The sequence below is a fragment of the Actinobacillus delphinicola genome (assembly GCF_900638385.1).
GTDB lineage: Bacteria > Pseudomonadota > Gammaproteobacteria > Enterobacterales > Pasteurellaceae > Actinobacillus_C > Actinobacillus_C delphinicola.
In genome coordinates, this window is record NZ_LR134510.1 from 406,497 (window position 1) to 431,975 (window position 25,479).

Sequence of the window (25,479 nt, forward strand, 5' to 3'; positions counted from 1 at the left end):
TTTTATAAAACACGTTATAATTTTATCCTTTATCCTTCGATGGCATTTACGCATTCAAAGTCTTAATCTAAATGCCATCGAATTTCATTCTTTCAGAAAAAGACAAATCAAATGACACAAACAATTGATACATCAAAATTGCGTAATATTGCGATTATTGCGCACGTTGACCATGGGAAAACAACCCTGGTGGACAAACTTTTACAACAATCAGGCACCCTTGGCGAATCTCGTGGTGATGTTGATGAACGTGTAATGGATTCAAACGCACTTGAAAAAGAACGTGGTATTACTATCCTTGCAAAAAATACTGCGATTAACTGGAATGACTACCGTATTAATATCGTAGATACTCCGGGACACGCGGACTTCGGTGGTGAAGTAGAACGTGTTCTTTCTATGGTTGATAGTGTACTTTTAGTTGTGGATGCGTTTGATGGTCCTATGCCACAAACTCGTTTCGTAACTCAAAAAGCATTTGCGCACGGTTTAAAACCAATCGTTGTTATCAATAAAGTTGACCGTCCAGGTTCTCGTCCTGACTGGGTTGTAGATCAAGTATTCGATCTTTTCGTAAACCTTGGTGCAACTGATGAACAATTAGACTTCCCCATCATCTATGCTTCTGCATTAAATGGTATTGCTGGTTTAGATCACGAAGATATGGCGGAAGATATGACTCCGTTATTCGAAGCTATCGTGGAAAAAGTATCTCCACCAGATGTTCAATTAGATGAACCATTCCAAATGCAAATTTCACAACTTGACTATAACAACTATGTAGGTGTTATTGGTATTGGTCGTATCAAACGCGGTAGCGTTAAACCGAACCAAGCTGTGACAATTATTGACGCAGAAGGTAAAACTCGTAACGGTCGCGTTGGTCAAGTATTAGGTCATCTTGGTTTACAACGTTATGAAGAAGACGAAGCAACTGCGGGTGATATCATCGCAATTACTGGTCTTGGTGAACTTAATATTTCTGATACCGTTTGTGATGTAAATGCAGTAGAAGCACTTCCAGCACTTACTGTTGATGAACCAACTGTAACGATGTATTTCTGCGTAAATACTTCTCCATTCTGTGGTCAAGAAGGTAAATACGTAACTTCTCGTCAAATTCTTGAACGTTTGAAAAAAGAATTAGTTCACAACGTAGCATTACGCGTTGAAGAAACAGAAGATCCAGATGCATTCCGTGTTTCTGGTCGTGGTGAATTACACTTATCTGTTTTAATCGAAAATATGCGTCGTGAAGGCTATGAATTAGCAGTATCACGTCCAAAAGTAATTTTCCGTGAAATTGATGGTCGTAAACAAGAACCATTTGAACAAGTTACTATCGATATCGAAGAACAACACCAAGGTGCCGTAATGGAAGCATTAGGTATCCGTAAAGGTGAAGTAAAAGATATGGTTCCAGATGGTAAAGGTCGTACACGTTTAGAATACGTTATCCCAAGCCGTGGTTTAATCGGTTTCCGTAACGAATTTATGACTATGACTTCTGGTACTGGCTTATTATATTCAAGCTTCAGCCACTACGATGACGTTCGCCCAGGCGAAATCGGTCAACGTAAAAATGGTGTATTGATCTCTAATGCAACAGGTAAAGCACTTGCATACGCATTATGGGGCTTACAAGAACGTGGTAAATTAATGATCGATCACGGTACTGAGGTTTACGAAGGTCAAATTATCGGTATCCACAGCCGTACTAACGACTTAACCGTTAATGCGCTTCAAGGTAAAAAATTAACCAATATGCGTGCATCTGGTAAAGATGATGCGATTGCGTTAACTACCCCAATCCACTTTACCCTTGAACAAGCATTAGAATTTATCGATGATGACGAATTAGTAGAAGTTACACCAAACTCTATCCGTATTCGTAAAAAATTCTTAACTGAATTAGATCGTCGCCGTGCAATGCGTAATAGCGCAACTGCATAATTTATACTGATAAGAATCCCCTCTTTTTGAGGGGATTTTTTTATTCTCTTTCCTATCCTATTTATTTTATTTATATAATGCACTAAAATTAATCAAAACTTACTGAAAATTGCCTTTTTTATTTTTTTACGAGAGAGATATAAAATGTCCAACAACTGTTTTTATACATTTCTCTATTTATATGGGGTCATTAATCATGTCACTCCCGTTAAGTAAGAAACAAACTTTTTTACCTCTCTCTAGAAAAAACATCACCATTCAACTTAGAATTATAAGCTACGTAATTTCATTTCTAATTCCTCTGATAATAATTAGCGAATTACTTGTCACAACAATAACTTATAATTCTCAATTTCAGTTAACTCTCCACATAATTTATCTGAGTATTACTATATTTATTGGGCATACTACGATCATAAAAACACCTCATAAATATTTTATTTTCAACCTCTATAACTATCTTAGTTATCTGAATAAGGGTACAGTTTTAATATGAGCAATAATACTTACAATCAAATTCCATACATTTCTAATCCTTTTTTTAAAAGCCATCCTGCTTATTTAAAAAGCATTCTGGCGCTCTGTAATATCAGATCTGCACCAATAGAAACAGCACGTGTTTTAGAAATTGGCTGTTCAATGGGTGGGAATATTATTCCCCTTGCGATCCAATACCCTCAAATGAATATCGTTGGCATTGATCTATCTTCTGTTCAAGTGGAAAAAGGCAATGAGATTATTCAAAAAATGGGATTAAAAAATATCGTGTTAATTAATGCGGATATTTCTCAAGTCACTTGTGATGATGGACTATTTGATTATATTATTTGTCACGGTGTGTTTTCATGGGTACCACCTGCAGTACAAGAAAGTATTCTAGCACTCATCGAAAAAGCATTAAGTCCAAGTGGTATTGCCTTTGTCTCTTACAATACTTATCCAGGGTGGCATACTTCGATTGCTTATCGTGATATTGCCCTTTTTCAAGATCTTCCGACTGAAACCGCCGAAACACGCTATCAAAATATGATGACAACGTTCGGGTTTTTAAAAGATACAGTCCCATCTTCTACCCCATTAGGCACTGCTTTAGATAATAATTATGATTCCTTAACCCAGCAACCAAGTTATTACATGCTTCATGAATATTTAGAGCCTTGCAATATGCCACTCTACTTCATGCAATTCAACAATATGCTAAAAAAACATAATCTACTCCATCTTGTTGATGCAGATTTCTTGCCACAATTCAACTACCCATCACATTTAACGCAAGAGCAAATTGCTCAATTGCAATCTTTAGCAAATGGCGATGTTATTTATGAAGAACAATTAAAAGACTTTATAAATAATCGCCATTTCCGCCAATCTGTTATAACGAGATTAAATAATTTTAACAACATGAAAGATATGCCAAATGAATGGCTAAATTTGCATATTGCATCTAATCTTACTAAGCGTGAAGATGAAGAAGGGATGGTGAGTTATTATCATAATGAAAAAAAATTGGCAGATGATCCCTCTACCCGTTTTATTTTAGATTATATTTTTGATAAAAAACTGAGTACTACGCCTGTTTCTGAAATTTATCAGGCATTTCAGAAAAGCTATCCTGAAATATCGATCAATTCTTTCTTTTCCAGCGTAGCGTTATTAGCGGCGGCCGCTGATATTACATTACGACCTCATTGCGTTAAAGTTAACGATACCTTTCATGAAAAACCATATATTCCCGCAAGCTATCGTTCTCTTGCCGAGCATCTAATCACGTATGATGATATCAATTTTGCAAACTGTTACCACCATATCGTTTCTTTTACACCAATAGAAAAAATATTTATGACGCTATGCGATGGTAAACACAGTTTGGCAGAAATTATCGATCACATTATCCAAGGCGTTGAAAATGGAAATTACACTCTTGAAGTAACCCATGATAATTCACAAGCTCTAACATCAATTCCCGATTTTTCTCAAAAAGAATTACGTCATATATTAAATGAACAACTCATTAATTTATTAAATTACTTAGCCCACAATGGATTCCTTGAAACATCAACAATTGATGACCAAATTATGCCAGATATGCAAAAAGAGATGTCTACTACTCAAAAAAATAAGAACGAACATAAAAAACAGAAGAAAAATAAAAAGATGAAAGGAAGTAAAAAAGCCTTAAAAAAATAAGGCTTTCATTCACTATTTAATCAACTCGTGCTGTCAACTTCTCTTGTTTTTTGGCAGCACGCCGTTTCTTAAAAAATTCACTGAGCATCGTACCGCATTCATCAGCCAATATGCCACCAACAATTTCAACTTCATGATTCATTTTATAATCATCAAAAAAGTGAAAGCGTGAACCAACTGCCCCTGTTTTATAATCATACGCACCAAAGACTAACCGTTTTATGCGGCTATGCAAAATTGCACCTGCACACATCGTGCAAGGCTCAAGCGTTACATATAATGTACAGTCTAATAAGCGATAATTCTGCTGTGCAAGCCCACCTTGTCGTAAGGCTTGCATTTCTGCATGGGCGGTTGGATCGTGTTGAATAATTGAGGTATTAAAGCCCTCGGCAATAACCGTCCCATTCGCATCCACCAACACTGCACCAACAGGAATCTCACCTAAGGCTTCAGCACGCTGAGCAAGTCGCATCGCATGACGCATAAATTGCTCATCAATACATACCGTTTGTTCAGTCATAAATAAACGCTATCACGCCCCGATTTTCGTAAAAAATTATACAGAAAATGGATAGCGAATCGGTTCATGGCATTCATAGCCCGTCACCTTAAAATCATCCATCGTCACCCACGTTTCTAAATCACGCAGGCTCTTGATATCAGGATTAATTTCCAATTTTGGCGATGGGAATGGCTCACGTTTTAATTGCACATCACGCATTAACGGCAACTGATCTTCATAAATATGAGCATTGATAATTTTATGATATGCCTGTCCAGGCTGTTTATTTGTGATTTGTGCCATCAATGCAAGTAAGGTATAAACTTGCACTTGGTTAAAATTCAAACCTAACGGTACATCACAAGAACGTTGATAACTCGTCAAATAAAGTTTATCGCCTAATAAGGAGAACGTGTGCGTATGCATACATGGACGCAAACAACCAAGTTCAAATTCACCTGGATTATAGAAGGTGAGAATTTCACCACGATCATCAATCCCACGATTTAAATCATCTACAATTTTTTGAAGTTGATCCAATGTACCACCATTTGGTTTTTGCCAGCGACGTCCTTGCACACCGTAAACACGCCCCATATCATCATGCCCTTTACGATGTGGATTATTCAACCATGCGCTATTTTCATTCGCATTAGCATCCCAAGTTTTTGCACCAAGAGCACGGAAATCAGCTGCATTATCATATCCGCGAAGATATCCTAATAGTTCCGCAATCGCTGCTTTCCAAAAACTTTTACGGGTTGTAATTAAAGGAAATTCACCCTTTTCTACATCATAGGTGAGATCCGCATTAATCACGGTCAAGCAACGTTTTCCCGTTCGTTCATTTTCAACCCAAGTGCCCTCATCAACAATACGCTGACAAAGATTAAGATATTGACGCATTATTTTTCCCCTTGATTTTCTTTATTTTTAGTATAAACAGGATCGAGCCCTACTCGTCCTACATGCGAATAAGAGTACCAAATAATGAAGGCACCTAAAATAATCATTGGGGTAGAAAGAATTTGTCCCATGGACACATGGTGACCAAAGAACAATCCAAGCTGCGGATCCGGCTCACGGAAGAATTCTACAAAGAAGCGGAAAATTCCATAAAAGAATAAAAATAAACCTGCAACTGAGCCTGTTGGGCGTGGCTTTTTAATAAACCAGTTAAGAATACAGAATAAAACTACACCCTCTAAAAATGCTTCGTATAATTGCGAAGGATGACGTGGTAAATAACCACCAGATGGGAAAAGCACTGCCCATGGTACATCTGTCACTCGTCCCCATAATTCATCGTTAATAAAGTTACCGATACGTCCTGCACCTAATCCAAATGGAATGAGCGGGGCAACAAAATCAGCAGTTTGCCAAAATCCATGATTTTGGCGACGTGCGGTCCACCACATGGCTAAAATCACACCGATTAAGCCGCCGTGGAAAGACATGCCACCATCCCATACTTTAAATAAATACAATGGGTTATGAATAAAATATTCAAATTGGTAGAATAAAACATAGCCAATACGACCACCAAGGAAAACGCCTAAGAAGCCGTTGAATAATAAATTATCAACTTGGTCAACCGTCCATACCCCGTTTGAACGCTTAGCACGGCTTACAGCTAACCAGCGAGCAAACAAGAAACCAATTAAATACATTAATCCATACCAACGTAAACCTATCGGTCCAAATTCAAAGATGACGGGATTAAAATGAGGATAAGTAATAAAATGATGAGCCATAAAATTCCTTTATCTAAATAACATATCAATTGCGATCGCAATCAATAATCCTGCAAAACACTTTTTCAAGGTTGGCACTGGTAACTTATCTACCATTTTTGCGCCTAATTTTGCTGTAAAAAATGATGCTAATGTAATACCAACAACGGCAGGTACATAAACATATCCTAAAGAATACGGTGGTAATGCTTTAACGCCCCAACCATGGATCATATAGCTAATAGCGCTAGAAAGCCCTAATAACATAGAACAAAATGCTGAAGTCCCAATCGCTTTTTTAATAGATACACCACGAGAGTTTAGGAATGGTACGGTAAAACCGCCACCGCCGATCCCTGCAGCACTAGCAGCAAGACCTATTCCAATTCCACCTAAAATTGCAGAAAAAGGGGTTAATTTTTTATCCTGTGAGACTTTCTTGATAGAACGGAACATTTTTACCGCAAGATAAATCATCAATACAGCAAAAATTTTGACAACCAAATGTTTATCAAGTTTCGTAATAAAATCACTCGCAATATAACCTGTTAATACTAAAGTTGGAGCTAAATATTTTGCTGCCTCCCACTGAATATTACCTAATTTGTAATGTTTTTCTGTTGAGGCAAGGGTCGTTATGGCAATTGTTGCAAATGAAGTACCAAGGATAATACTCATTTGTAAAGGGCTATTTATGCCAAGCCACGGCAAAAGATAGAATAGTGCGGGAACAACTACCATTCCCCCACCAATACCAAATAATCCCGCTAAAAAGCCTGAAAACGCCCCCAAGATAAGGAAACAAATGAAAAAGCCTAAGAAAGTTACCAATTTATACCTCCTCTATCATATGTCGTTTCGATTTATCGCCATGATAACGGTTTGTATTTTTGCTTTGGTAGCGTTTCTGGTCATCCCGTCCAGCTCCTATTGCACTGTCTTTATCAAAAAGCTGATGAGCAAATTCTTTCATCGCACGTCGATAAACATCTTTTTTGAAAGATACCACTTGACGCACGGGATACCAAAAACTTACCCAGCGCCATCCATCAAACTCAGGCGTATTCGTTGTTTGCATGTTAATTTGTTTTTCATCACCAATAAATTGTAATAAAAACCAACGTTGCTTCTGACCAATACACACAGGCTTTGTATCGTAACGTAATAAGCGTTTAGGTAGCTTATAACGCAACCAATATTTTGATACATAAAGAATTTTTACGTCTTGTGGTCTTAGACCAATCTCCTCGTAAAGTTCCCGATACATCGCCTGTTCTAACGTTTCATTTTCATTAATGCCACCTTGCGGAAACTGCCATGAATTTTGTCCAAAGCGTTTTGCCCACAAAACTTGTCGTTGAGCATTACAAATAACGATCCCTACATTTGGGCGATACCCATCAAAATCTAACATCCAATCCCCGTTCTATTTGTTATCTACTGGCATTGGTTGCCAAATAATTTGCCAGCAATTATGAATTTTAGGATTACGTTCAAAATCTAATGGCAATGTTCTTTTAGAAATTTCAATGGCCTTTAAACCTAATTTTTCTAAAGCATCAAAATCCATCTTAAATCCACGTTTATTATTTGAGAAAATAATCGTCCCATTCGGTCGTAAGATCTTCGCTAGATTTGTGAATAATTTTGGATGATCTCGTTGAACATCCCAACTATCTTCCATACGTTTTGAATTCGAAAATGTTGGTGGATCAACGAAAATAAGATCAAAATCAGATTTACATTCATCTAACCATTGCAAACAATCAGCTTGAATAAGTCGGTGTTTACGTCCTGTATGAATATCATTCAGCTCTAAGTTTTGTTCTGCCCAGTTTAGATAGGTATGCGACATATCAACGGTCGTTGTGGATTTTGCCCCACCTATTGCTGCGTGAACGGTTCCTGCTCCCGTGTAAGCAAAAAGATTTAAGAAATCTTTTCCTGCAGCCATCTCGCCTAGCATTTTGCGTGTTTTACGGTGATCGAGGAATAAGCCTGTATCCAAGTAATCAGTTAAATTTACCCATAAATTTGCGTTATATTCCTTCACATAAAAATATTCGCCTTTATGCGCTAATTTTTCGTATTGATTGGTTCCTTTTTGTTTCTGTCTGACTTTTAAAATAAGCTTATTTGTTTCAACATCTAAAACAGACAATGTCGCACTAATTGCATCTAATAAGCGTTGACGAGCTTTGTTTTCATCCACATTCTTAGGTGCAGCATATTCTTGGATAACAACATGATCCCCGTAAACATCGACAGCGAGATTATATTCAGGCAAATCCGCATCATATAAACGATATGCCTCAATCCCCTCTTTTTTCGCCCATTTTTCAATTTTTTTACGATTTTTTTGTAAACGGTTAGCAAAATCAGGCGCCACTTGTGCATTTTTCTCAAAAGTTAACTGCTGATCAGCTCGATCTTTCGCATTTTCACTGATTTTATAATTCTTTTGTAAGCATTCTAACGGTCCATTCTTCGCTTTAAATTGGCGATGAGAACGTAAACGTAAGCAATCTAATAAACTTGGTTCGCTACTAAAAATCGATGCATTCCAACCAGCAAATTCTGTTTTTAATTTTTGTCCAAAGACAGAATAAAGTGCAATTAGTGCTGGGGTTGTGCCTAGTCGCTCACCGTATGGCGGGTTACACACGACGGTTCCCGTAACTTCACTTTCACAAGGATTTTTAAAATCTGCGATGTCACTTTGTTGCCAATGGATAAGATGCCCTACGTCGGCTTGTTCGGCATTACGTTTTGCTTTTTCTAAAACTTTCGAATCCAAGTCTGAGCCATAGAATTGTGCAGGAATATTTTGACCATCTTTTGCTTGTTGCTCAGCTTCGGCTTTTACTTTTGTCCAAATAGTTTCATCATGATCTTTCCAGAAATCAAATCCCCAATGTTGGCGTTTTAAATTTGGTGCAATATTTGCAGCCATTTGCGCACCTTCAATCAGAAGTGTTCCTGAACCACACATTGGATCAACTAATGGCGTTACTTTATCCCAACCTGAGCGCAAAATAATTGCGGCTGCTAAGGTTTCACGTAGTGGTGCTTCACCTGCTGCCGTACGGTAACCTCTTAAATGTAAAGCCTCACCACTTAAATCAAGAGAAAGGATTAATTCATCACGATTTAAATAAGCATGAATACGGATATCAGGATTTTGTTTATCCACAGTTGGACGAGGAAAACCATGACGTTCAAAGTAATCTACAATCGCATCTTTGATACGCATTGCACCAAACTGACTATGGCGAATAACTTCGTTTGTTCCATTAAAATCAACAAAAAAAGTACAACGAGGATCAAAAATATCTTTCCAGTTTTGATTATAAACTGAGGAATACAAATCCATATCACTGAAAATTTTAGCTTGTGTAAGAGGTAGTAAAATACGTGACGCTAAACGTGACCATAATAAGGTTCGATAGAGTGTTTCTTGATCCGCCTCATAATGTACCCCGCCTTGTGCGATACGGCATTGTTGGGCACCCAGTTGGGTCAATTCCACTTTTAAAAGTTCTTCAAATCCACGTGCAGTGGTAGCAAAAAGTTGTTTCATAATTTGTCTTACACTAAATCTAAAAATACCTGAGATTATAACAAAGTTAAGCCAGTTTAGCAGTAAAAAAGGATTAAACCTTTCGGCTTAATCCTTTTATTAATAGTGAATAAAAATTTAGGATCAGTTATTTTTAAAGATCACCGTATCTTTTGGTGCATAGGCTGCAGCATCAATCGGGCTATGGGTTTGAATATATTCTTTTAATACATTCGCATCCACAAATCCTGTATCAACTGCATGTGTAAGTTTTGGATAGCCATCACCACCAATCGCATTATAATGCGGTACACTGAAGGTGTAGGTCGCATTTGCTTGGAGTGGTTTTCCATTAATTTTCACATCTTCAACCCCTTTTTTAGTCACGACCATAGAAATATTAGATGAGAATTGTGGGTATGCTCCTGAATCGACTGACATATTTGCGACAACATCAAGATATTTAATTAATTCTGCACCTGTCATGGTTGCCTTAGCGATCGTATTACCAAATGGTTGAACTTTTAAAATATCTTTATAAGTCACATCGCCTGAATTAATGGAATCACGCACACCGCCAGAATTCATAATACCAAAATCAGCATTGACCTTTTTATATTGTGCAGTGGCAATAAGATTTCCTAAATTGGTTTGTCTAAAACGTACAACATTTCGATCACCCATTAAAGTACCCTCAACTTCACCGACCTTAATTTGTAACGATTTCACGCCATTATCTTGATACGGTTTTAAAATTTTGAGCATTTGTGGATCTTCAGGAATAGTTTTCCCAACAACTTGATAAACTTTTTTACCATTAACTACTTTTTTCTCTGTCATATTCACAGGGATTAATTGATAATTTAAGAGCGTTAATTTGCTGTCTTTATATCTAAAGTCAGCTCGCCCTACATATTTACCCCATTCATAGGCTTGAACGATCCAAGTACCATTTTGCTGATCTGGTCGGCAGGCAGCACCCGGTTTAAAGTTAGTATCATAGGTTTTTAAATCCGCATTCATGCAAACTGGGTTTTGTGAATGCCCACCTACAATCATATTTAATTCGCCACGTGGTAAAGAACGAGCCATTGTTACATCGCCCGGTGCATTAATACCGTGTTCTGCATTATGATAGTGTCCCATATGCGTAATTGCGAAAATCAAATCAGGATGATCTTTTTTCTTAATTTCAGGAATGAGGGTTTTCATTTCTTGAACAGGATTTCTAAATTCTAAATCCCCCACGTACGCAGGATTACCAATTTTAGCGGTATCTTCTGTCGTTAAACCAATAACAGCAATTTTCACTCCACCTTCATTGAAAATTTTATATGGTTGAAATAAGCGTTTTCCTGTTTTCTTATCATAAATATTCGCAGCTAAGAATGGAAATTTAGCCCATTTTGCTTGTTTCATAAGAACAGCTCGTGGATTATCAAATTCATGATTACCAACCGCCATTGCGTTATAACCTAGCGCATTCATTCCCATAAAATCAGGTTTCGCATCCTGCATATCCGATTCTGGTACGCCTGTATTAATATCGCCACCAGAAAATAAAAGTACATAACCATGTTTAGCCTGTACTTCTTTACGAATATTATCAATCAAGGTTTTACGAGCAGACATACCGTACTCACCACGTTGATTTTTCCAAAAATGCCCATGGTTATCATTGGTATGTAAAATCGTAATATCAATACCTTGATCTTGTGTTTGTGCAACTTGAGTAGCAAATGCCATATTGCTTGCTCCTAATGTTGCCACCCCTAGTACTAACAACCCAATAGTAGAACGCTTTGCTTTAAGTTTCATCTTCTTATCCTCATATTTAGAAAGTGAAAATAACAAACTACTCGTTTTTAAAAATTACAGTATTTTTTGGCATAAATGCCTCTGCATCTATAGGGCTATGGGTTTGAATGTATTCTTTCAATACATTCGCATAGGTTAATCCTGTATTTACAACATTTTTAAGTTTTGGATAACCATCGCCACCCACAGCATTATAGTACGGTAATGCAAAAGTATAAGTCGCTTTTGCTTGAATCGGTTTACCATTCAGTTTTACATCTTGCACACCTTTTTTGGTCACAATCATCGAAATATTTGATGAAAACTGTGGATAGGCCCCAGAATCAACTGACATATTCGCCACAACATCAAGATATTTAATTAAATCAGCACCTGTTAAAGTTGCCTTAGCAATAGTATTACCAAATGGTTGTACTTTTAAAATATCTTTATACGTCACTGCCCCAGAATTAATAGAATCGCGAATCCCTCCAGAATTTTTAATACCAAAATCGGCATTCACTTTTTTATATTGTATCGTAGCAATAAAATTACCGAGATTTGTCTGTTTAAAACGGACGACGTCACGATCACCTAATAATAATCCATGCACTTCACCAATTTTAATTTTGAGTGATTTTTTACCATTCTCTTGATACGGCTTCAAAATTTTTAGCATTTGTGGATCTTCTGGGATTGTTTTCCCCACAACTTGATAAATTTCCTTACCATCGATGCGTTTTTTCTCCGTCATATTAACTGGGATTAATTGGTAATTGACTAAAGTAAATTTACCATCTTTGTATTTAAAATCTGCTCGTCCAACATATTTACCCCATTCGTAGGCTTGCACAATCCATGTTCCATTTTGTTTATCTGGTCGACAAGCTGCCCCTGGTTTAAAGTTTTTATCGTAGGTTTTAAGATCTGGATTCATACACACTGGATTTTGACTATGTCCGCCAATAATCATATTTAACTCACCTTGCGGTAAAGAACGTGCTAACGTTACGTCTCCGGGCGCATTAACGCCGTGTTCAGCGTTGTGATAGTGCCCCATATGCGTAATGGCAAAAATCAAGTCAGGATGATCTTTTTTCTTAATTTCTGGAATGAGCGTTTTAATTTCTTCGATAGGGTTTTTAAAGACGATATTTTTTACATAAGCTGGATTACCGACTTTTGCAGTGTCTTCCGTCGTTAAACCAATTACGGCAATCCGTACCCCACCTTCATTAAAAATTTTATACGGTTGAAAAATACGTTTACCCGTTTTTTTATCATAAATATTTGCAGCTAAAAATGGAAAGTTTGCCCAATGAGCCTGTTTCATTAATACTGAGAGAGGATTATCAAATTCATGGTTTCCAACCGCCATTGCATTATATCCTAGTGCATTCATACCCATAAAATCTGGTTTGGCATCTTGCATATCGGATTCTGGTACGCCAGTGTTAATATCACCGCCAGAGAATAGCAATACATAACCATGTTTAGCTTGTACTTCTTTACGAATACTATCGATCAAGGTTTTACGCGCCGCCATACCGTATTCACCATGCTGATTTTTCCAAAAGTGCCCATGATTATCATTGGTATGTAAAATTGTGATTTCTACCGTTTTATCTTGCGTTGGAGCAACTTGTGCTGCATGTGCTATTTGTCCATAAGCCAATCCTGCTGTACCAAGAACCAATAATTGTAGTGCACAAGCCTTCATCTTAAATTCCATTAAATCCTCTGTATGATATCTGTTGTGTGTAAAAATGACGCAAAAAAAAAGCCAGTATTAAAAATACTGGCTTTTAAAAAAATTATTTAACGCGAGAAACGTATTCACCTGATCGTGTATCTACTTTAATTACTTCGCCAATTTGAACGAATAATGGAACACGAACCACAGCACCTGTGCTTAAAGTTGCTGGCTTACCACCAGTACCTGCTGTATCACCTTTAAGACCAGGGTCTGTATCTACCACTTCTAATTCTACGAAGTTTGGTGGAGTTACAGTAATTGGGCTACCATTCCAAAGAGTAATGATACATTCTGCTTGATCTAATAACCATTTTTCAGCATCACCAACTGCTTTTGCATCAGCTGCGATTTGTTCGAAAGTTTCTGGGTGCATGAAGTACCAGAAAGCTTCGTCTTTATATGAATAAGTATAATCGCTATCCATAACATCAGCTGCTTCAACAGTAGAACCTGATTTGAAGTTGATATCTAAAACTTTACCAGAAATTAATTTACGAATACGAGTACGTGTAAACGCTTGACCTTTACCTGGTTTTACAAATTCATTTTCAACGATAACGCATGGTTCACCGTCTTGCATAAATTTTAAACCTGGTTTGAAATCTGTAGTGCTATATGTAGCCATAAATTCCTCAAAATAATGGGGTTGTTTGTTAAAGGCGTGTATTTTACCCTTTTTTAGCCTTAAATCGCAAAATAAATTGTATTTACGTGATCTCTATCATACCGTGAGTCCTTTTTAAGGACAATTGTTTGAATATTTACGCCACTATTTTCGTAAAAAATTATGTTATTCCAATAAAAAAGCCTAATACACACAACATATTAGGCTTTTAACTACGAACAGGAATTTATTAAGACTCAGAACTTACATCTGTTGATTTTTCAGCGACACTTGCTGGTTTTACATCAGAGGCAGGTGTTTCTGTTGTCTTTTCATTTTTTTCTTCACTTACAGTACCTTTCCCTTGAGAGCCTTCATTTGAAGAAGTAGATGTAGTTTTGTCATTTCCATCCCAACCTGGTGGTGGAGTCACAGGGCGACGTTCCATAAGTTGTTTAATTTGTTCCATTTCAATAGTTTCATATTTCATCAATGCATCTTTCATTGCATGAAGAATATCCATATTGTCTAGAAGAATTTGTTTCGCACGGTTGTAGTTACGTTCCACAATCTTACGTACTTCTTCATCAATCGTATGTGCTGTACTATCAGACATATGTTTTGCTTTCGCCATTGAACGACCAAGGAATACTTCATTGTCATCTTCAGCATAAAGAATCGGACCTAACTCAGTAGAGAAGCCCCATTGCGTTACCATATTACGAGCAATATCTGTCGCTACTTTAATATCATTTGATGCACCTGTAGACACATTTTCATCGCCATAGATAATGCCTTCAGCTAAACGACCTGCGTAAAGAGTTGAAAGTTTACTTTCAAGTTGTTTATAGCTCATGCTAATGCGGTCGCCTTCTGGTAAGAAGAAAGTCACACCTAATGCACGTCCACGAGGCACGATAGTAATTTTATGCACTGGATCATGTTCTGGTACTAAATAACCTACAATCGCATGTCCTGCTTCATGGTAAGCAGTCGATTCTTTTTGTTTATCAGTCATGATCATCGTACGACGTTCAGGACCCATATTAATTTTATCTTTTGCAAGTTCAAATTCTTGCATAGTCACAAGATTTTTGTTTGCACGGGCTGCGAATAGTGCTGCTTCATTTACAAGGTTCGCCAAGTCGGCACCAGAATAACCTGGTGTACCACGAGCCAACACCATTGGATCGACATCTGGAGCAAGGGGTACTTTACGCATATGTACTTTTAAAATTTGCTCACGACCACGCACATCTGGTAAACCTACAGTCACTTGGCGGTCAAAACGTCCTGGTCGAGTTAAAGCAGGATCAAGTACATCTGGACGGTTAGTCGCTGCGATAACGATAATTCCCTCTTTGCCCTCAAAACCATCCATTTCAACAAGCATTTGGTTTAGAGTTTGTTCACGTTCGTCATGTCCACCACCAAGACCAGCACCACGTTGACGACCTACCGCATCGATTTCATCAATAAAGATAATGCAAGGTGCATTTTTCTTCGCTTGTTCGAACATATCACGCACACGAGAGGCACCCACACCAACAAACATTTCAACGAAATCTGAGCCTGAAATAGTAAAGAATGGTACTTGCGCTTCACCTGCGATCGCTTTTGCTAACAGAGTTTTACCTGTACCTGGAGGACCAACCATAAGTACGCCTTTCGGAATACGCCCACCCAGTTTTTGGAATTTTTGTGGATCACGTAAAAAGTCAACAATTTCGCCAACTTCTTCTTTCGCCTCTTCACAACCCGCCACGTCTGATAAACGTGTTTTAATTTGTTCTTTGGTAAGCATACGTGCTTTGCTCTTACCAAAGCTCATCGCTTTACCACCGCCTTGCATTTGGCGAGTAAAGAAAATCCATACTCCAATTAATAAAATCATTGGGAACCAAGAAATAAAAATTGATGCTAATAAACTACGCTCTTGCGGTAATGCACCTTGGATTTGTACTTTTTCTTTAAGTAAATCATTTAACAATTGATTATCACGTAATGGACTCGGTAAAACGGTTGTATATTTTGTACCGTCTTTACGTGTAACATAAATTTCACCGCGATCCGTAAATTTTGTCGCAGCGACATCACTTTTAGCCACATCACTAATAAAATTCGTGTAGGTTACACGATTGTCCGCTGAAGAATGGTCGCTAAAACCTTGGTATGCCGTCATCATAATGATGGCAATCACCACCCATAAGACTATATTTTTTACCATATCGTTCAAGGTTCATACCCCTTTTTTATAAGTTAAAATTTGTTAGTAAAGACTACTATATTCAATAGAAAAGTAAAAGCAATTACCGCAATAGGTCGATTTAATTACATACCTTTAAATCCAGAAGCAACGATATACACTTCTCGAGAGCGTCCTCGTGATGCTTCGGGTTTACGTACTTTTACTTTTGTAAATAAAGATCGAATATCTCGTAAATATTCATCAAACCCTTCCCCTTGGAAGACTTTAACAACAAAAGAACCACCTTTAGCTAACACATCTTTTGCCATATCCAATGCTAACTCTACTAGATACATAGCTCGTGGAATATCCACCGCTGGAGTGCCACTAAAGTTCGGTGCCATATCCGACATAACAACATCCACTTTTGCATCACCAACACGTTCTAATAATGCATTAAGGACATTTTCATCACGAAAATCTCCTTGTAAAAAGTCAACGCCTACAATCGGATCCATTTCTAAAATATCACAAGCGACAATACGACCCTTACCGCCAATTTGACTAGCAACATACTGCGACCAACCACCTGGCGCAGCACCAAGATCAACAACCGTCATTCCAGGTTTGAATAATCGATCAGTTTGCTGTATTTCATCTAATTTAAAATACGCACGAGAGCGTAGTTTCTGTTTATGTGCCTTTTGTACAAAAGGATCACTAAAATGTTCATTTAACCAACGAGATGAACTCGCTGAACGTTTTTTCTTTCCCATAATTTCTCAATTCTTATAGCGATTTACCCAATATAAGGGTAAAATCTTGTACTTCAATGAGTCATCTTGAATTTTATTCACGACTTTTTTCTTTATTTATTAGGAATAAATATACATGACATTATCAACCAAACAAAAACAATATCTAAAAGGCCTTGCTCATCACTTAAATCCTGTTGTGATGCTAGGTGGCAATGGCTTAACAGAGGGGGTATTGGCTGAAATTGACAATGCCTTAAATCATCATGAATTAATCAAAGTAAAGATTGCTGGCGCTGATCGCGAAACCAAACAACTTATTATTGATGCCATCATCCGTGAAACACAAGCACAAGAAGTTCAAAAAATTGGACATATTCTTGTGCTTTATAGACAAAGCGAAGATAAAAAAATTCACCTTCCTCGCTAATTTATTAACGTAAAAACAAAAGGACAAGATGTCCTTTTGTTACTTTTCTATTTATATTCTACTTCAAGAATATCAAATTCAATTTTACCGCCCGGAGTTTGGATGTTTACTGTATCATCAACTTCCTTACCAATAAGACCTCGGGCAATCGGTGAATTTACAGAAATTAAACCTGCTTTGATATCTGCTTCATCATCACCTACGATTTGATAGGTAACTTCTTCTTCCGTTTCAGTATTAGCTAAAACAACTGTCGCACCAAAAATAACACGTCCATTATTCGGTAATTTAGTCACATCAATAACTTGGCAATTTGCTAATTTACCTTCAATTTCTTGAATTCGACCTTCACAGAATCCTTGTTGTTCACGGGCTGCATGATATTCTGCGTTTTCTTTTAAATCACCGTGTTCACGTGCTTCCGCAATTGCCTTAATAATTTCTGGGCGACGGGTATTTTTTAAAAAATCTAGTTCTTGTTTTAATAATTCTGCACCACGCACGGTCATAGGGATTTGTTGCATAATGGAGTTCCTTGTAAATTTCACACACAAAAAAAATATAACAGCAATATTTCGCACATTGCTGTAATTTCTAAGTACTGAAAGATTATTCCTTCAAAAATTCTGCTAAATATTATCCTTTCTTACAAGTAAATATCAACTAGAATTATACTTCATAACAAGATTTCACATAATCCAATAAAGACTGTGCAAAAGCTTCAGGATTTTCTTGATGACTATTATGCCCCGCATTTGGAATTACCCTCATTGGAATTTGAATATTTTTGGCAAGTTTCTTAAATTTTTCATCACGTTCGCCACAAATATAAACAACATGGTGCTGTTTTCGGAATATCTCCCATTTTATTATCCATGAAGGTGATAAAAAATATTCTTGCTTGGCTAATGAGGTCGCCTTTAGCATTTGAGCAATCCCTGTACCGCTATTTCCCGCTCGCTTCGTTATTAATGCCTGACGTTGCTTATCATTTAAATGAGAAAATACTTTTTGTTGGTACCAATCAGCTAGCACATTTGAAAGTGCCTCTGTGGCAAAACGATTAGCCCATTTCACATCATTTGCCCAACGTGCTTTTCTTTCTTCTTCGCTAGATAATCCAAAATTTGCTCCTTCAAGAATTAATCCTTGTAAATTTTTATTTACATTTTTTTGTAAAACAAAATCCAATGCAATCCGTCCGCCAAGAGAATAACCGATTAACCAATAAGATTCATTTCCAATTTTTCGCTCTATTTCTTTTTGAATGAATATCTCAGTTTCAGCGAAATCCTTAACACAAGTCTTTTTTTCATCTCCATGAAAAGGTAAATCTAATGTAATACACTTAATTAAAGGTGCATTTTTTTGGATATACTGAATAACTTCCTGCCAATCTTCCCCTGATCCGAGTAATCCATGTAAAAAACATAACGTTATCTGTTCATCCATTACTTATAAAATCTCCATAAACAAAATGTAATTTATTTTTTACATTTTATGTATTATTAAGTTTACAACTTAAATTTATTTTTGTTAAACTTCCTTTACACAACAAAGGAGTGCAAAATGAACAAAATGATTGGTAGTAGCTTAATTGTTGCCGGTACAACTATCGGTGGCGGGATGCTTGCTATGCCTCTCACATCAGCAGGGATTGGCTTTGGTTTTACAATTTTCCTCTTAATTGCCTTATGGGCGTTACTAACCTATTCTGCTCTTTTATTCGTTGAAGTATATCAAACTGTCGAAAGTGATGCAGGTATTGGCACGCTTGCTGAAAAATTTTTCGGAAAATCGGGGCGTGTTTTTGCCACCAGTATTTTACTTATTTTTCTATATGCACTCGTTTCTGCCTATATTTCAGGTGGAAGCGCCATCTTTGCAGGTCTATTACCACACCTAGCAACGAATACATTTATGCTGCAACTCAGTGGCGTACTATTTACACTCATCTTTGGTGGGATTATTTTCCTCGGAACGAGTACGGTCGATCGAGTTAATCGTTTAATCCTTTCTCTGAAATTTAGCTTTTTTGCATTAGTACTTCTACTCTTACTACCCAATATTACTTGGCAAAATCTCATGGAAATCCCACTAAATAATGCCCTACTGATTTCAGCTAGCCCTATCTTTTTTACAGCATTTGGATTTCATGGTTCAATTCCCAGTTTAAATCGCTACTTAAAAGGCAATACTTCAGCCTTACGTCTTGCTATTTTGATAGGAACTTTGATTCCTTTAATCGCTTATATTTTATGGCAATTTGCAACACATGGTGTATTAAATCAATCCGCTTTTTTACAAATTCTCGACAAAGATCCTACTTTAAATGGACTCGTTGTAGCGATCACTCAAAGTACGGGAAGTCAAACTATCGGTATTGTTGTACGCCTTTTCTCAGCACTCGCCCTTATCACCTCTTTTTTGGGCGTAGCACTCGGACTATTTGAAACATTAGAAGACTTGTTCAAAAGAATGAAAATTTCTCATTCTCGCAAGGCGGTGGGGCTAGCAACTTTTGTTCCGCCTCTCGCCTTTGCGCTCTTTTTTCCACAAGGCTTTATTCTCGCACTCGGATACGCAGGACAAATGTTTGCATGCTATGCCATTGTTCTTCCCGTAGCCATGGCATGGAAACTACGTAACCAATATCCTAATTTAAATTATCAAGTAATTGGTGGTAAACCCGCACTTATCATCACTTTAATCATTGGTATCAGCATTGCTTGCGTTCCTTTTTTAATACAAGCAGGATATCTGCCTTCCGTCATCGGCTAACGTTACACAATAAAAAATCCCCCAATTTTTGGGGGATTTTGTTATTTATTCACAGGTAAAAAAGCAGGATCATCTTTTAAATTTTTATACAAGTGATTTTTATCCAAAACATAAATATTCTTCGGTGACTCTTCACTAAAAAATTTTGGTGTATCAGATAATCCTTCAGCCTTAATACCTAACCATTGTGCAAATTGATTTACAAAATTAAACCCTGATTTATAAGCATTGATAAAAGTACGTTTTTTACTATCGCTAGAAAGCACTATCATTGGTACATTAAAGTTTGATTTATGTAAATCACCATGAACAAGCGATGTTTTTGAAACATCTAAACTTGTGTGACTTAATCCATGATCTGAAAAATACATCATAGAAAAAGATTGATGCGTATTTTCTAACATCGTATAAATATCCGAAAGTAATTTATCAGTCTGCTTGATAGAACTTAAATAACAATCCATATTTGGATTTAAAATATTATGATAATCTTTAATATGGAAATCAGGACTAAGACGGCGACAAAATCTTGGATGAGAACCCATAATATGAATAAAAATTACTTTATCACTATTTGGGGATTCTTTTAAAATAGTATTCAATGTATTTTCAACAATTACATCACTATGTAAATCTGAAGTATAATCACCTTTATTTAAAAAATATGTTTTATTTGCATTTGTTGCAATTAATGTTGTAGGCGTATCAAAAACACCTATGAATCCCTGATTAGAAATCCAATAAGTTTTATATCCTGCACTATTAGCTAAATTAATCACATTCTTAGTATAATCATAATGGATAATATCATTTTTTATAAACATTGCTTTTAATGAAGCTACTGTATGGGATTGTGCTGAAATATAATTTTTAAAAAATACTCCATTCACTTTATCCAGGAAAGGTGTATCATCAATAGGGTAAGAATATACAGACATATAATCTCTTCGATTACTCTCACCAATGACAACAACATAAGTATGATATTTATGAATACTAGTACTATCTAAATTATTTTCCTTATCTAATACCCATGTATTCTCATTTTTCTTATTTTTAATTAATTGTAATGTTTTCTCATAATTATGATGAACATAATAGTACTTTGTAAAAACCTTTACAATCGGTGGATTAATATAAGTTATTAATTCTAATGGCATATCATATTTCCCCTTTAAATAATGCTTAATAGGAGAAAATAAAACTAATATAATAAAAATAGAACATATCCCATACATAAGTTTATTATTCTTAATAATATTCTTCTTGCATATGAGAAATGTAAGTATTGACAATATAACATATATAGTATCTAACAAAAATGCAGTTACAGGTAAATTTAAAATATATTCGGTTGCCTCCGCAATATTAGTACTAAATCCTGCAATAATCATATCACTACTTATTTCTCTATAAACAAAAGAAGTAGGTAGTAATAAAACAGCTAATAATGTATTAAACACAAAATAAATACAAAATATAGGATACGATAATCTTCTTAAAATAAAGATTGATAGTATCAATGTTATCATACTAGTAATATTTCTATTTCTAAATAGGTCATAATTTAGCCCTAATGCATAAACAGTAAAAATAGAATATAAAATAACTAAGATAATCCGTATATAAACTGTGCGTTGATAACGCATATTCATTTTCTCCTAAATATAACGCAAAAATAAAGGGATTAACAAGTTAATCCCTTTTTTAGTATCATCAAAAACTACAACGCTTCAATTGCTTTATATTGTTGTTGTAATTTTTCTTGGGCTTGTTGATAGCCTTGCATTTTTTCACGTTCTTTTACGATAACGGCTTCTGGTGCTTTTGCTACGAAAGCTTCGTTATTTAGTTTATTTTCGATACGTGAAATTTCATTTGCTGTTTTATCAAGTTCTTTTTGTAAACGTGCAAGTTCTTTATCTTTATCGATAAAACCTGCCATTGGTACAAATACTTCAACGTTTTCAACAAGTTTACTTACAGAAAGTGGTGGTTCTTGATTATCTGCCAATACACTGATATCAGATAATTTCGCCATGGCTTTAAGTAAATCAACATTTGCTTCAAGTGTTGCTTTTTGCTCTGCGGTTAAATAGCGTAACGCAAGTTCTAATGGTTTACTTGGTGCGATATTACTTTCTGCACGGATATTACGTACAGCAGTAATAATCGCTTGTAACCATTCCATTTCTGCTACGGCTTTTTCATCATTTTTGCTCGCATCCGCTTTCGGGAATGGTTGCAACATGATAGTTTCACCTTCAACGCCCGCTAAACCTTTCACTTGTTGCCAAATTTCTTCAGTAATGAAAGGCATAATTGGGTGAGCTAAACGCAATAGTTTTTCCAATACGTTAATTAAAGTACGGCTTGCTCCACGAATTTGTGCTTGTGTACCTTTTGCAAATACTGGTTTGGTTAATTCCAAGTACCAGTCACAGAATTGGTTCCAAGTAAATTCATAAAGTGCATTTGCACACATATCAAAACGATATTGTTCTAAAGATTGACGGAAGGTTTCTACTGCATGATTAAATTCCGCTTCAATCCAGCGATCTGCTAAGCTGTATTCAACTTCGCCTTCAGAAAGATCTAGTTTATCGTTCGTTAATACGAAACGGCTCGCATTCCAAAGTTTATTGCAGAAATTGCGGTAACCTTCTAGACGTTTCATATCCCAGTTAATATCTCGACCATTACTTGCAAGTGCAGCTAAGGTAAAACGTAATGCGTCTGTACCGTGTGGGGCAATACCTTCAGGGAAGGTTTTACGGGTATTTTTCTCAATTTTTGCTGCAAGTTGTGGTTGCATCATGTTGCCTGTACGTTTTGCAACAAGACTTTCAAGATCAATACCATCGATCATATCGATCGGATCGATAACGTTACCTTTTGATTTAGACATTTTATCGCCATTTTCATCACGGATTAAGCCCGTAACATAAACGGTTTTAAATGGTACTTGTGGTTTACCATTTTCATCTTTGATGAAATGCATGGTAAACATGATCATACGAGCGACCCAGAAGAAAATAATGTCAAATCCAGTGATTAATACATCAGTTGGATGGAACATTTTAAGTTCTTTGGTATTTTCTGGCCAGCCTAAGGTTGAGAATGTCCAAAGACCAGATGAGAACCAAGTATCTAACACATCTTCATCTTGGCGAAGGGCGAGGTCTGCTGGTAAATTATATTTGCTGCGTACTTCTTCTTCATTACGTGCAACATAAACATTACCTTCTGCATCATACCAAGCTGGGATACGATGTCCCCACCATAATTGACGAGAGATACACCAATCTTGAATATCGCGCATCCAAGAGAAATAGAGGTTTTCATATTGTTTTGGTACAAATTGAATTTCACCATCTTCAACGGCTTTGGTTGCAACTTCCGCTAATGGTTTAACGCTTACATACCATTGGTCGGTTAGCATTGGTTCAATAGGCACGCCACCACGATCGCCGTATGGTACTTTTAGATCATGTGGTTTAATTTCGCCAAGTAAACCTAATGCGTCAAGATCTTCAACGATTTGTTTACGCGCAGCAAAACGTTCCATTCCACGGTATTTTGCTGGAATTTCAGCAATATAATCCGCTAAAACTTTACCGTCACTACCTACGATTTCTGCTTCTTCACGGATATCTGCATTTGGGGTCATTACGTTAACCATTGGTAATTGATGACGTTTACCCACTTCGTAGTCGTTAAAGTCATGTGCTGGAGTAATTTTCACAACACCTGTTCCGAAATCTTTTTCCACGTAATCGTCTGCAATAATTGGGATTTCACGATTAACGATTGGAAGGATCACAGATTTACCGATTAAATCTTGGTAACGCTCATCTTCAGGGTGTACCGCTACTGCCGTATCCCCAAGCATGGTTTCTGGTCGAGTTGTCGCAATTTCTAAATAATCCAAGCCTTCCGCTGTTTTTGCACCATTTGCAAGTGGGTAACGGAAATGCCAAAGGCTACCTTTTTTCTCTTTATTTTCTACTTCAAGATCAGAAATAGCAGTGTGAAGTTTTGGATCCCAGTTTACAAGACGTTTACCACGATAAATAAGTCCTTCCTCATGTAAACGAACAAATACTTCTTTTACTGCATTTGATAACCCTTCATCCATTGTGAAACGTTCACGATCCCAATCAACGCTATCACCTAAGCGACGCATTTGTTGACTGATATTACCGCCAGACTCACCTTTCCATTGCCAAATTTTTTCAATGAAAGCATCACGTCCATAATCATGACGAGTTTTATTTTCTTCGGCAGCAATTTTACGCTCCACCACCATTTGGGTTGCAATACCTGCATGGTCAGTCCCTGCTTGCCATAAGGTATTATCCCCTTCCATACGGTGGAAACGGATTAAGGTATCCATTAAAGTTTGTTGGAACGCATGCCCCATATGAAGGCTACCAGTAACATTCGGTGGCGGAATAGCAATACAATAGCTTGGGTTATTGATATCTTCTGTTGGTTTAAAATAACCCATTTCTTCCCAATGACGATAAAGCCCTTGCTCTACCGCACTCGGATCAAAACGATCCGCCATTTCAATTTTTTTACTCATCTGTTTTTCTCTGTTGATTGAATTCTAGCGTTTATTATTGTTCCATCTTTAATTGCCAACCTAATTGACGATAATATTTATAGCGTTCTCGAGCTAAAACTTTCTCAGCCTCATCAAGAGGTACAAAGTCAATAGCATGGTTGAAACTATTGATAAATTCAGGTACCTGTACACTTAAATTAATTATGACATCTCGGCGTTGACTATTGCGTTTCCCTGCCCAGGCGAGTTCTACTGGAGTAGGGATTTTAGTTATTTCTCCTGCAAGATTATGTGGAACAAAAGCATTTCCATCTCGTTGCCAAAGTGCATCATCTAAACGTTCTGCCTGCTCTTTATTCTCACACCACAGGAGAACTTTTTTCCCAGCACGAAAATAAGAGGTAGCTAAATCACAAGCTTTATTCTCTACGAGTGAAAGCTCATCATTCTCAGGAACGGCTTCTTGAATTAAATAAAATTGTGCTTGTGGCATAAAGACTCTGCATTGATTAAGAAATATATAAAGGGGGTAATTCTAGCGAAAAAGTCATAAAAAATAAAATGCTACTCGCAGTTTTTAGAAAAATTTTAAAATTTATGTATCACGCCCCGATTTTCGGAAAAATTTATATAAAAAACGCATCCCAATGAGATGCGTTTT

General features: G+C 36.7%; 20 protein-coding genes. 4 read left to right on the top strand and 16 right to left on the bottom strand.

What is annotated here, in order from left to right:
- The first annotated feature begins 111 nt into the window (after positions 1–111).
- Positions 112–1,953, top strand: coding sequence for a translational GTPase TypA (typA, locus tag EL259_RS01885; protein ID WP_126598487.1), 1,842 nt, complete (start codon positions 112–114; stop codon positions 1,951–1,953).
- 492 nt (positions 1,954–2,445) lie between these two features.
- Complete coding sequence (locus EL259_RS01890) at positions 2,446–4,140, top strand: methyltransferase regulatory domain-containing protein (RefSeq protein ID WP_126598489.1); 1,695 nt, start codon at positions 2,446–2,448, stop codon at positions 4,138–4,140.
- A gap of 16 nt (positions 4,141–4,156) precedes the next feature.
- Here the strand turns inward: EL259_RS01890 and tadA are convergent, their stop codons facing one another.
- The 11 genes from tadA to rlmE form a co-directional block, all read right to left on the bottom strand.
- Positions 4,157–4,663 carry a tRNA adenosine(34) deaminase TadA gene (tadA, locus tag EL259_RS01895; RefSeq protein WP_126598491.1) on the bottom strand — a complete coding sequence of 169 codons (507 nt, stop codon included), beginning with the start codon at positions 4,661–4,663 and terminating at the stop codon, positions 4,157–4,159.
- Positions 4,664–4,699: 36 nt separating this feature from the next.
- Entirely contained in the window at positions 4,700–5,551 is an 852-nt protein-coding gene (locus tag EL259_RS01900) for a thymidylate synthase (RefSeq protein WP_126598493.1), read from the bottom strand.
- The gene (lgt, locus tag EL259_RS01905) at positions 5,551–6,399 is read right to left on the bottom strand and encodes a prolipoprotein diacylglyceryl transferase (RefSeq protein WP_126598495.1); all 849 of its coding nucleotides are present in this window, start codon (positions 6,397–6,399) and stop codon (positions 5,551–5,553) included. The genes EL259_RS01900 and lgt overlap by 1 nt, the downstream gene beginning before the upstream one ends.
- A 9-nt stretch (positions 6,400–6,408) precedes the next feature.
- A complete protein-coding gene (locus tag EL259_RS01910; RefSeq protein ID WP_126598497.1) occupies positions 6,409–7,209 on the bottom strand; it encodes a sulfite exporter TauE/SafE family protein in 801 nt (266 codons plus the stop codon).
- 1 nt (position 7,210) lies between these two features.
- The gene (rppH, locus tag EL259_RS01915) at positions 7,211–7,792 is read right to left on the bottom strand and encodes an RNA pyrophosphohydrolase (RefSeq protein ID WP_126598499.1); all 582 of its coding nucleotides are present in this window, start codon (positions 7,790–7,792) and stop codon (positions 7,211–7,213) included.
- Between the two features lie 12 nt (positions 7,793–7,804).
- On the bottom strand, positions 7,805–9,958 hold the full coding sequence (gene rlmKL / locus EL259_RS01920; RefSeq protein ID WP_126598501.1) for a bifunctional 23S rRNA (guanine(2069)-N(7))-methyltransferase RlmK/23S rRNA (guanine(2445)-N(2))-methyltransferase RlmL: 2,154 nt from the start codon (positions 9,956–9,958) through the stop codon (positions 7,805–7,807).
- 123 nt (positions 9,959–10,081) lie between these two features.
- Positions 10,082–11,755 (bottom strand): bifunctional UDP-sugar hydrolase/5'-nucleotidase UshA, encoded by a 1,674-nt coding sequence (gene ushA, locus EL259_RS01925; RefSeq protein WP_269471087.1) that lies wholly within the window; start codon positions 11,753–11,755, stop codon positions 10,082–10,084.
- A gap of 37 nt (positions 11,756–11,792) precedes the next feature.
- Entirely contained in the window at positions 11,793–13,466 is a 1,674-nt protein-coding gene (gene ushA / locus EL259_RS01930) for a bifunctional UDP-sugar hydrolase/5'-nucleotidase UshA (RefSeq protein ID WP_197721292.1), read from the bottom strand.
- A gap of 82 nt (positions 13,467–13,548) precedes the next feature.
- A complete protein-coding gene (efp, locus tag EL259_RS01935; RefSeq protein ID WP_126598503.1) occupies positions 13,549–14,115 on the bottom strand; it encodes an elongation factor P in 567 nt (188 codons plus the stop codon).
- Positions 14,116–14,344: 229 nt separating this feature from the next.
- Positions 14,345–16,321: an ATP-dependent zinc metalloprotease FtsH gene (ftsH, locus tag EL259_RS01940; protein ID WP_126598505.1), complete on the bottom strand. Its 1,977-nt coding sequence runs from the start codon at positions 16,319–16,321 to the stop codon at positions 14,345–14,347.
- A gap of 104 nt (positions 16,322–16,425) precedes the next feature.
- Positions 16,426–17,058: a 23S rRNA (uridine(2552)-2'-O)-methyltransferase RlmE gene (rlmE, locus tag EL259_RS01945; protein WP_126598507.1), complete on the bottom strand. Its 633-nt coding sequence runs from the start codon at positions 17,056–17,058 to the stop codon at positions 16,426–16,428.
- Positions 17,059–17,173: 115 nt separating this feature from the next.
- Between rlmE and yhbY the strand changes: the two genes are divergently transcribed.
- Positions 17,174–17,467, top strand: coding sequence for a ribosome assembly RNA-binding protein YhbY (yhbY, locus tag EL259_RS01950; protein ID WP_126598509.1), 294 nt, complete (start codon positions 17,174–17,176; stop codon positions 17,465–17,467).
- Between the two features lie 47 nt (positions 17,468–17,514).
- Here yhbY and greA read toward each other — a convergent pair whose 3' ends face one another.
- Together greA and menH are read right to left on the bottom strand one after the other, a co-directional pair.
- Positions 17,515–17,991 (bottom strand): transcription elongation factor GreA, encoded by a 477-nt coding sequence (gene greA / locus EL259_RS01955; protein ID WP_126598511.1) that lies wholly within the window; start codon positions 17,989–17,991, stop codon positions 17,515–17,517.
- 145 nt (positions 17,992–18,136) lie between these two features.
- Positions 18,137–18,919, bottom strand: coding sequence for a 2-succinyl-6-hydroxy-2,4-cyclohexadiene-1-carboxylate synthase (gene menH / locus EL259_RS01960; RefSeq protein WP_126598513.1), 783 nt, complete (start codon positions 18,917–18,919; stop codon positions 18,137–18,139).
- A gap of 117 nt (positions 18,920–19,036) precedes the next feature.
- Between menH and EL259_RS01965 the strand changes: the two genes are divergently transcribed.
- A complete protein-coding gene (locus EL259_RS01965; protein ID WP_126598515.1) occupies positions 19,037–20,248 on the top strand; it encodes an aromatic amino acid transporter in 1,212 nt (403 codons plus the stop codon).
- Positions 20,249–20,289: 41 nt separating this feature from the next.
- Here the strand turns inward: EL259_RS01965 and EL259_RS01970 are convergent, their stop codons facing one another.
- The 3 genes from EL259_RS01970 to EL259_RS01980 all read right to left on the bottom strand — a co-directional run bounded on the left by EL259_RS01970 (position 20,290) and on the right by EL259_RS01980 (position 25,311).
- Positions 20,290–21,903, bottom strand: a complete 1,614-nt coding sequence (locus tag EL259_RS01970; RefSeq protein ID WP_126598518.1) for a sulfatase-like hydrolase/transferase — start codon at positions 21,901–21,903, stop codon at positions 20,290–20,292.
- Between the two features lie 68 nt (positions 21,904–21,971).
- The gene (locus EL259_RS01975; RefSeq protein ID WP_126598520.1) at positions 21,972–24,836 is read right to left on the bottom strand and encodes a valine--tRNA ligase; all 2,865 of its coding nucleotides are present in this window, start codon (positions 24,834–24,836) and stop codon (positions 21,972–21,974) included.
- A 34-nt stretch (positions 24,837–24,870) separates the two neighbouring features.
- The gene (locus EL259_RS01980) at positions 24,871–25,311 is read right to left on the bottom strand and encodes a DNA polymerase III subunit chi (RefSeq protein WP_126598522.1); all 441 of its coding nucleotides are present in this window, start codon (positions 25,309–25,311) and stop codon (positions 24,871–24,873) included.
- Between the last annotated feature and the right edge of the window lie 168 nt (positions 25,312–25,479).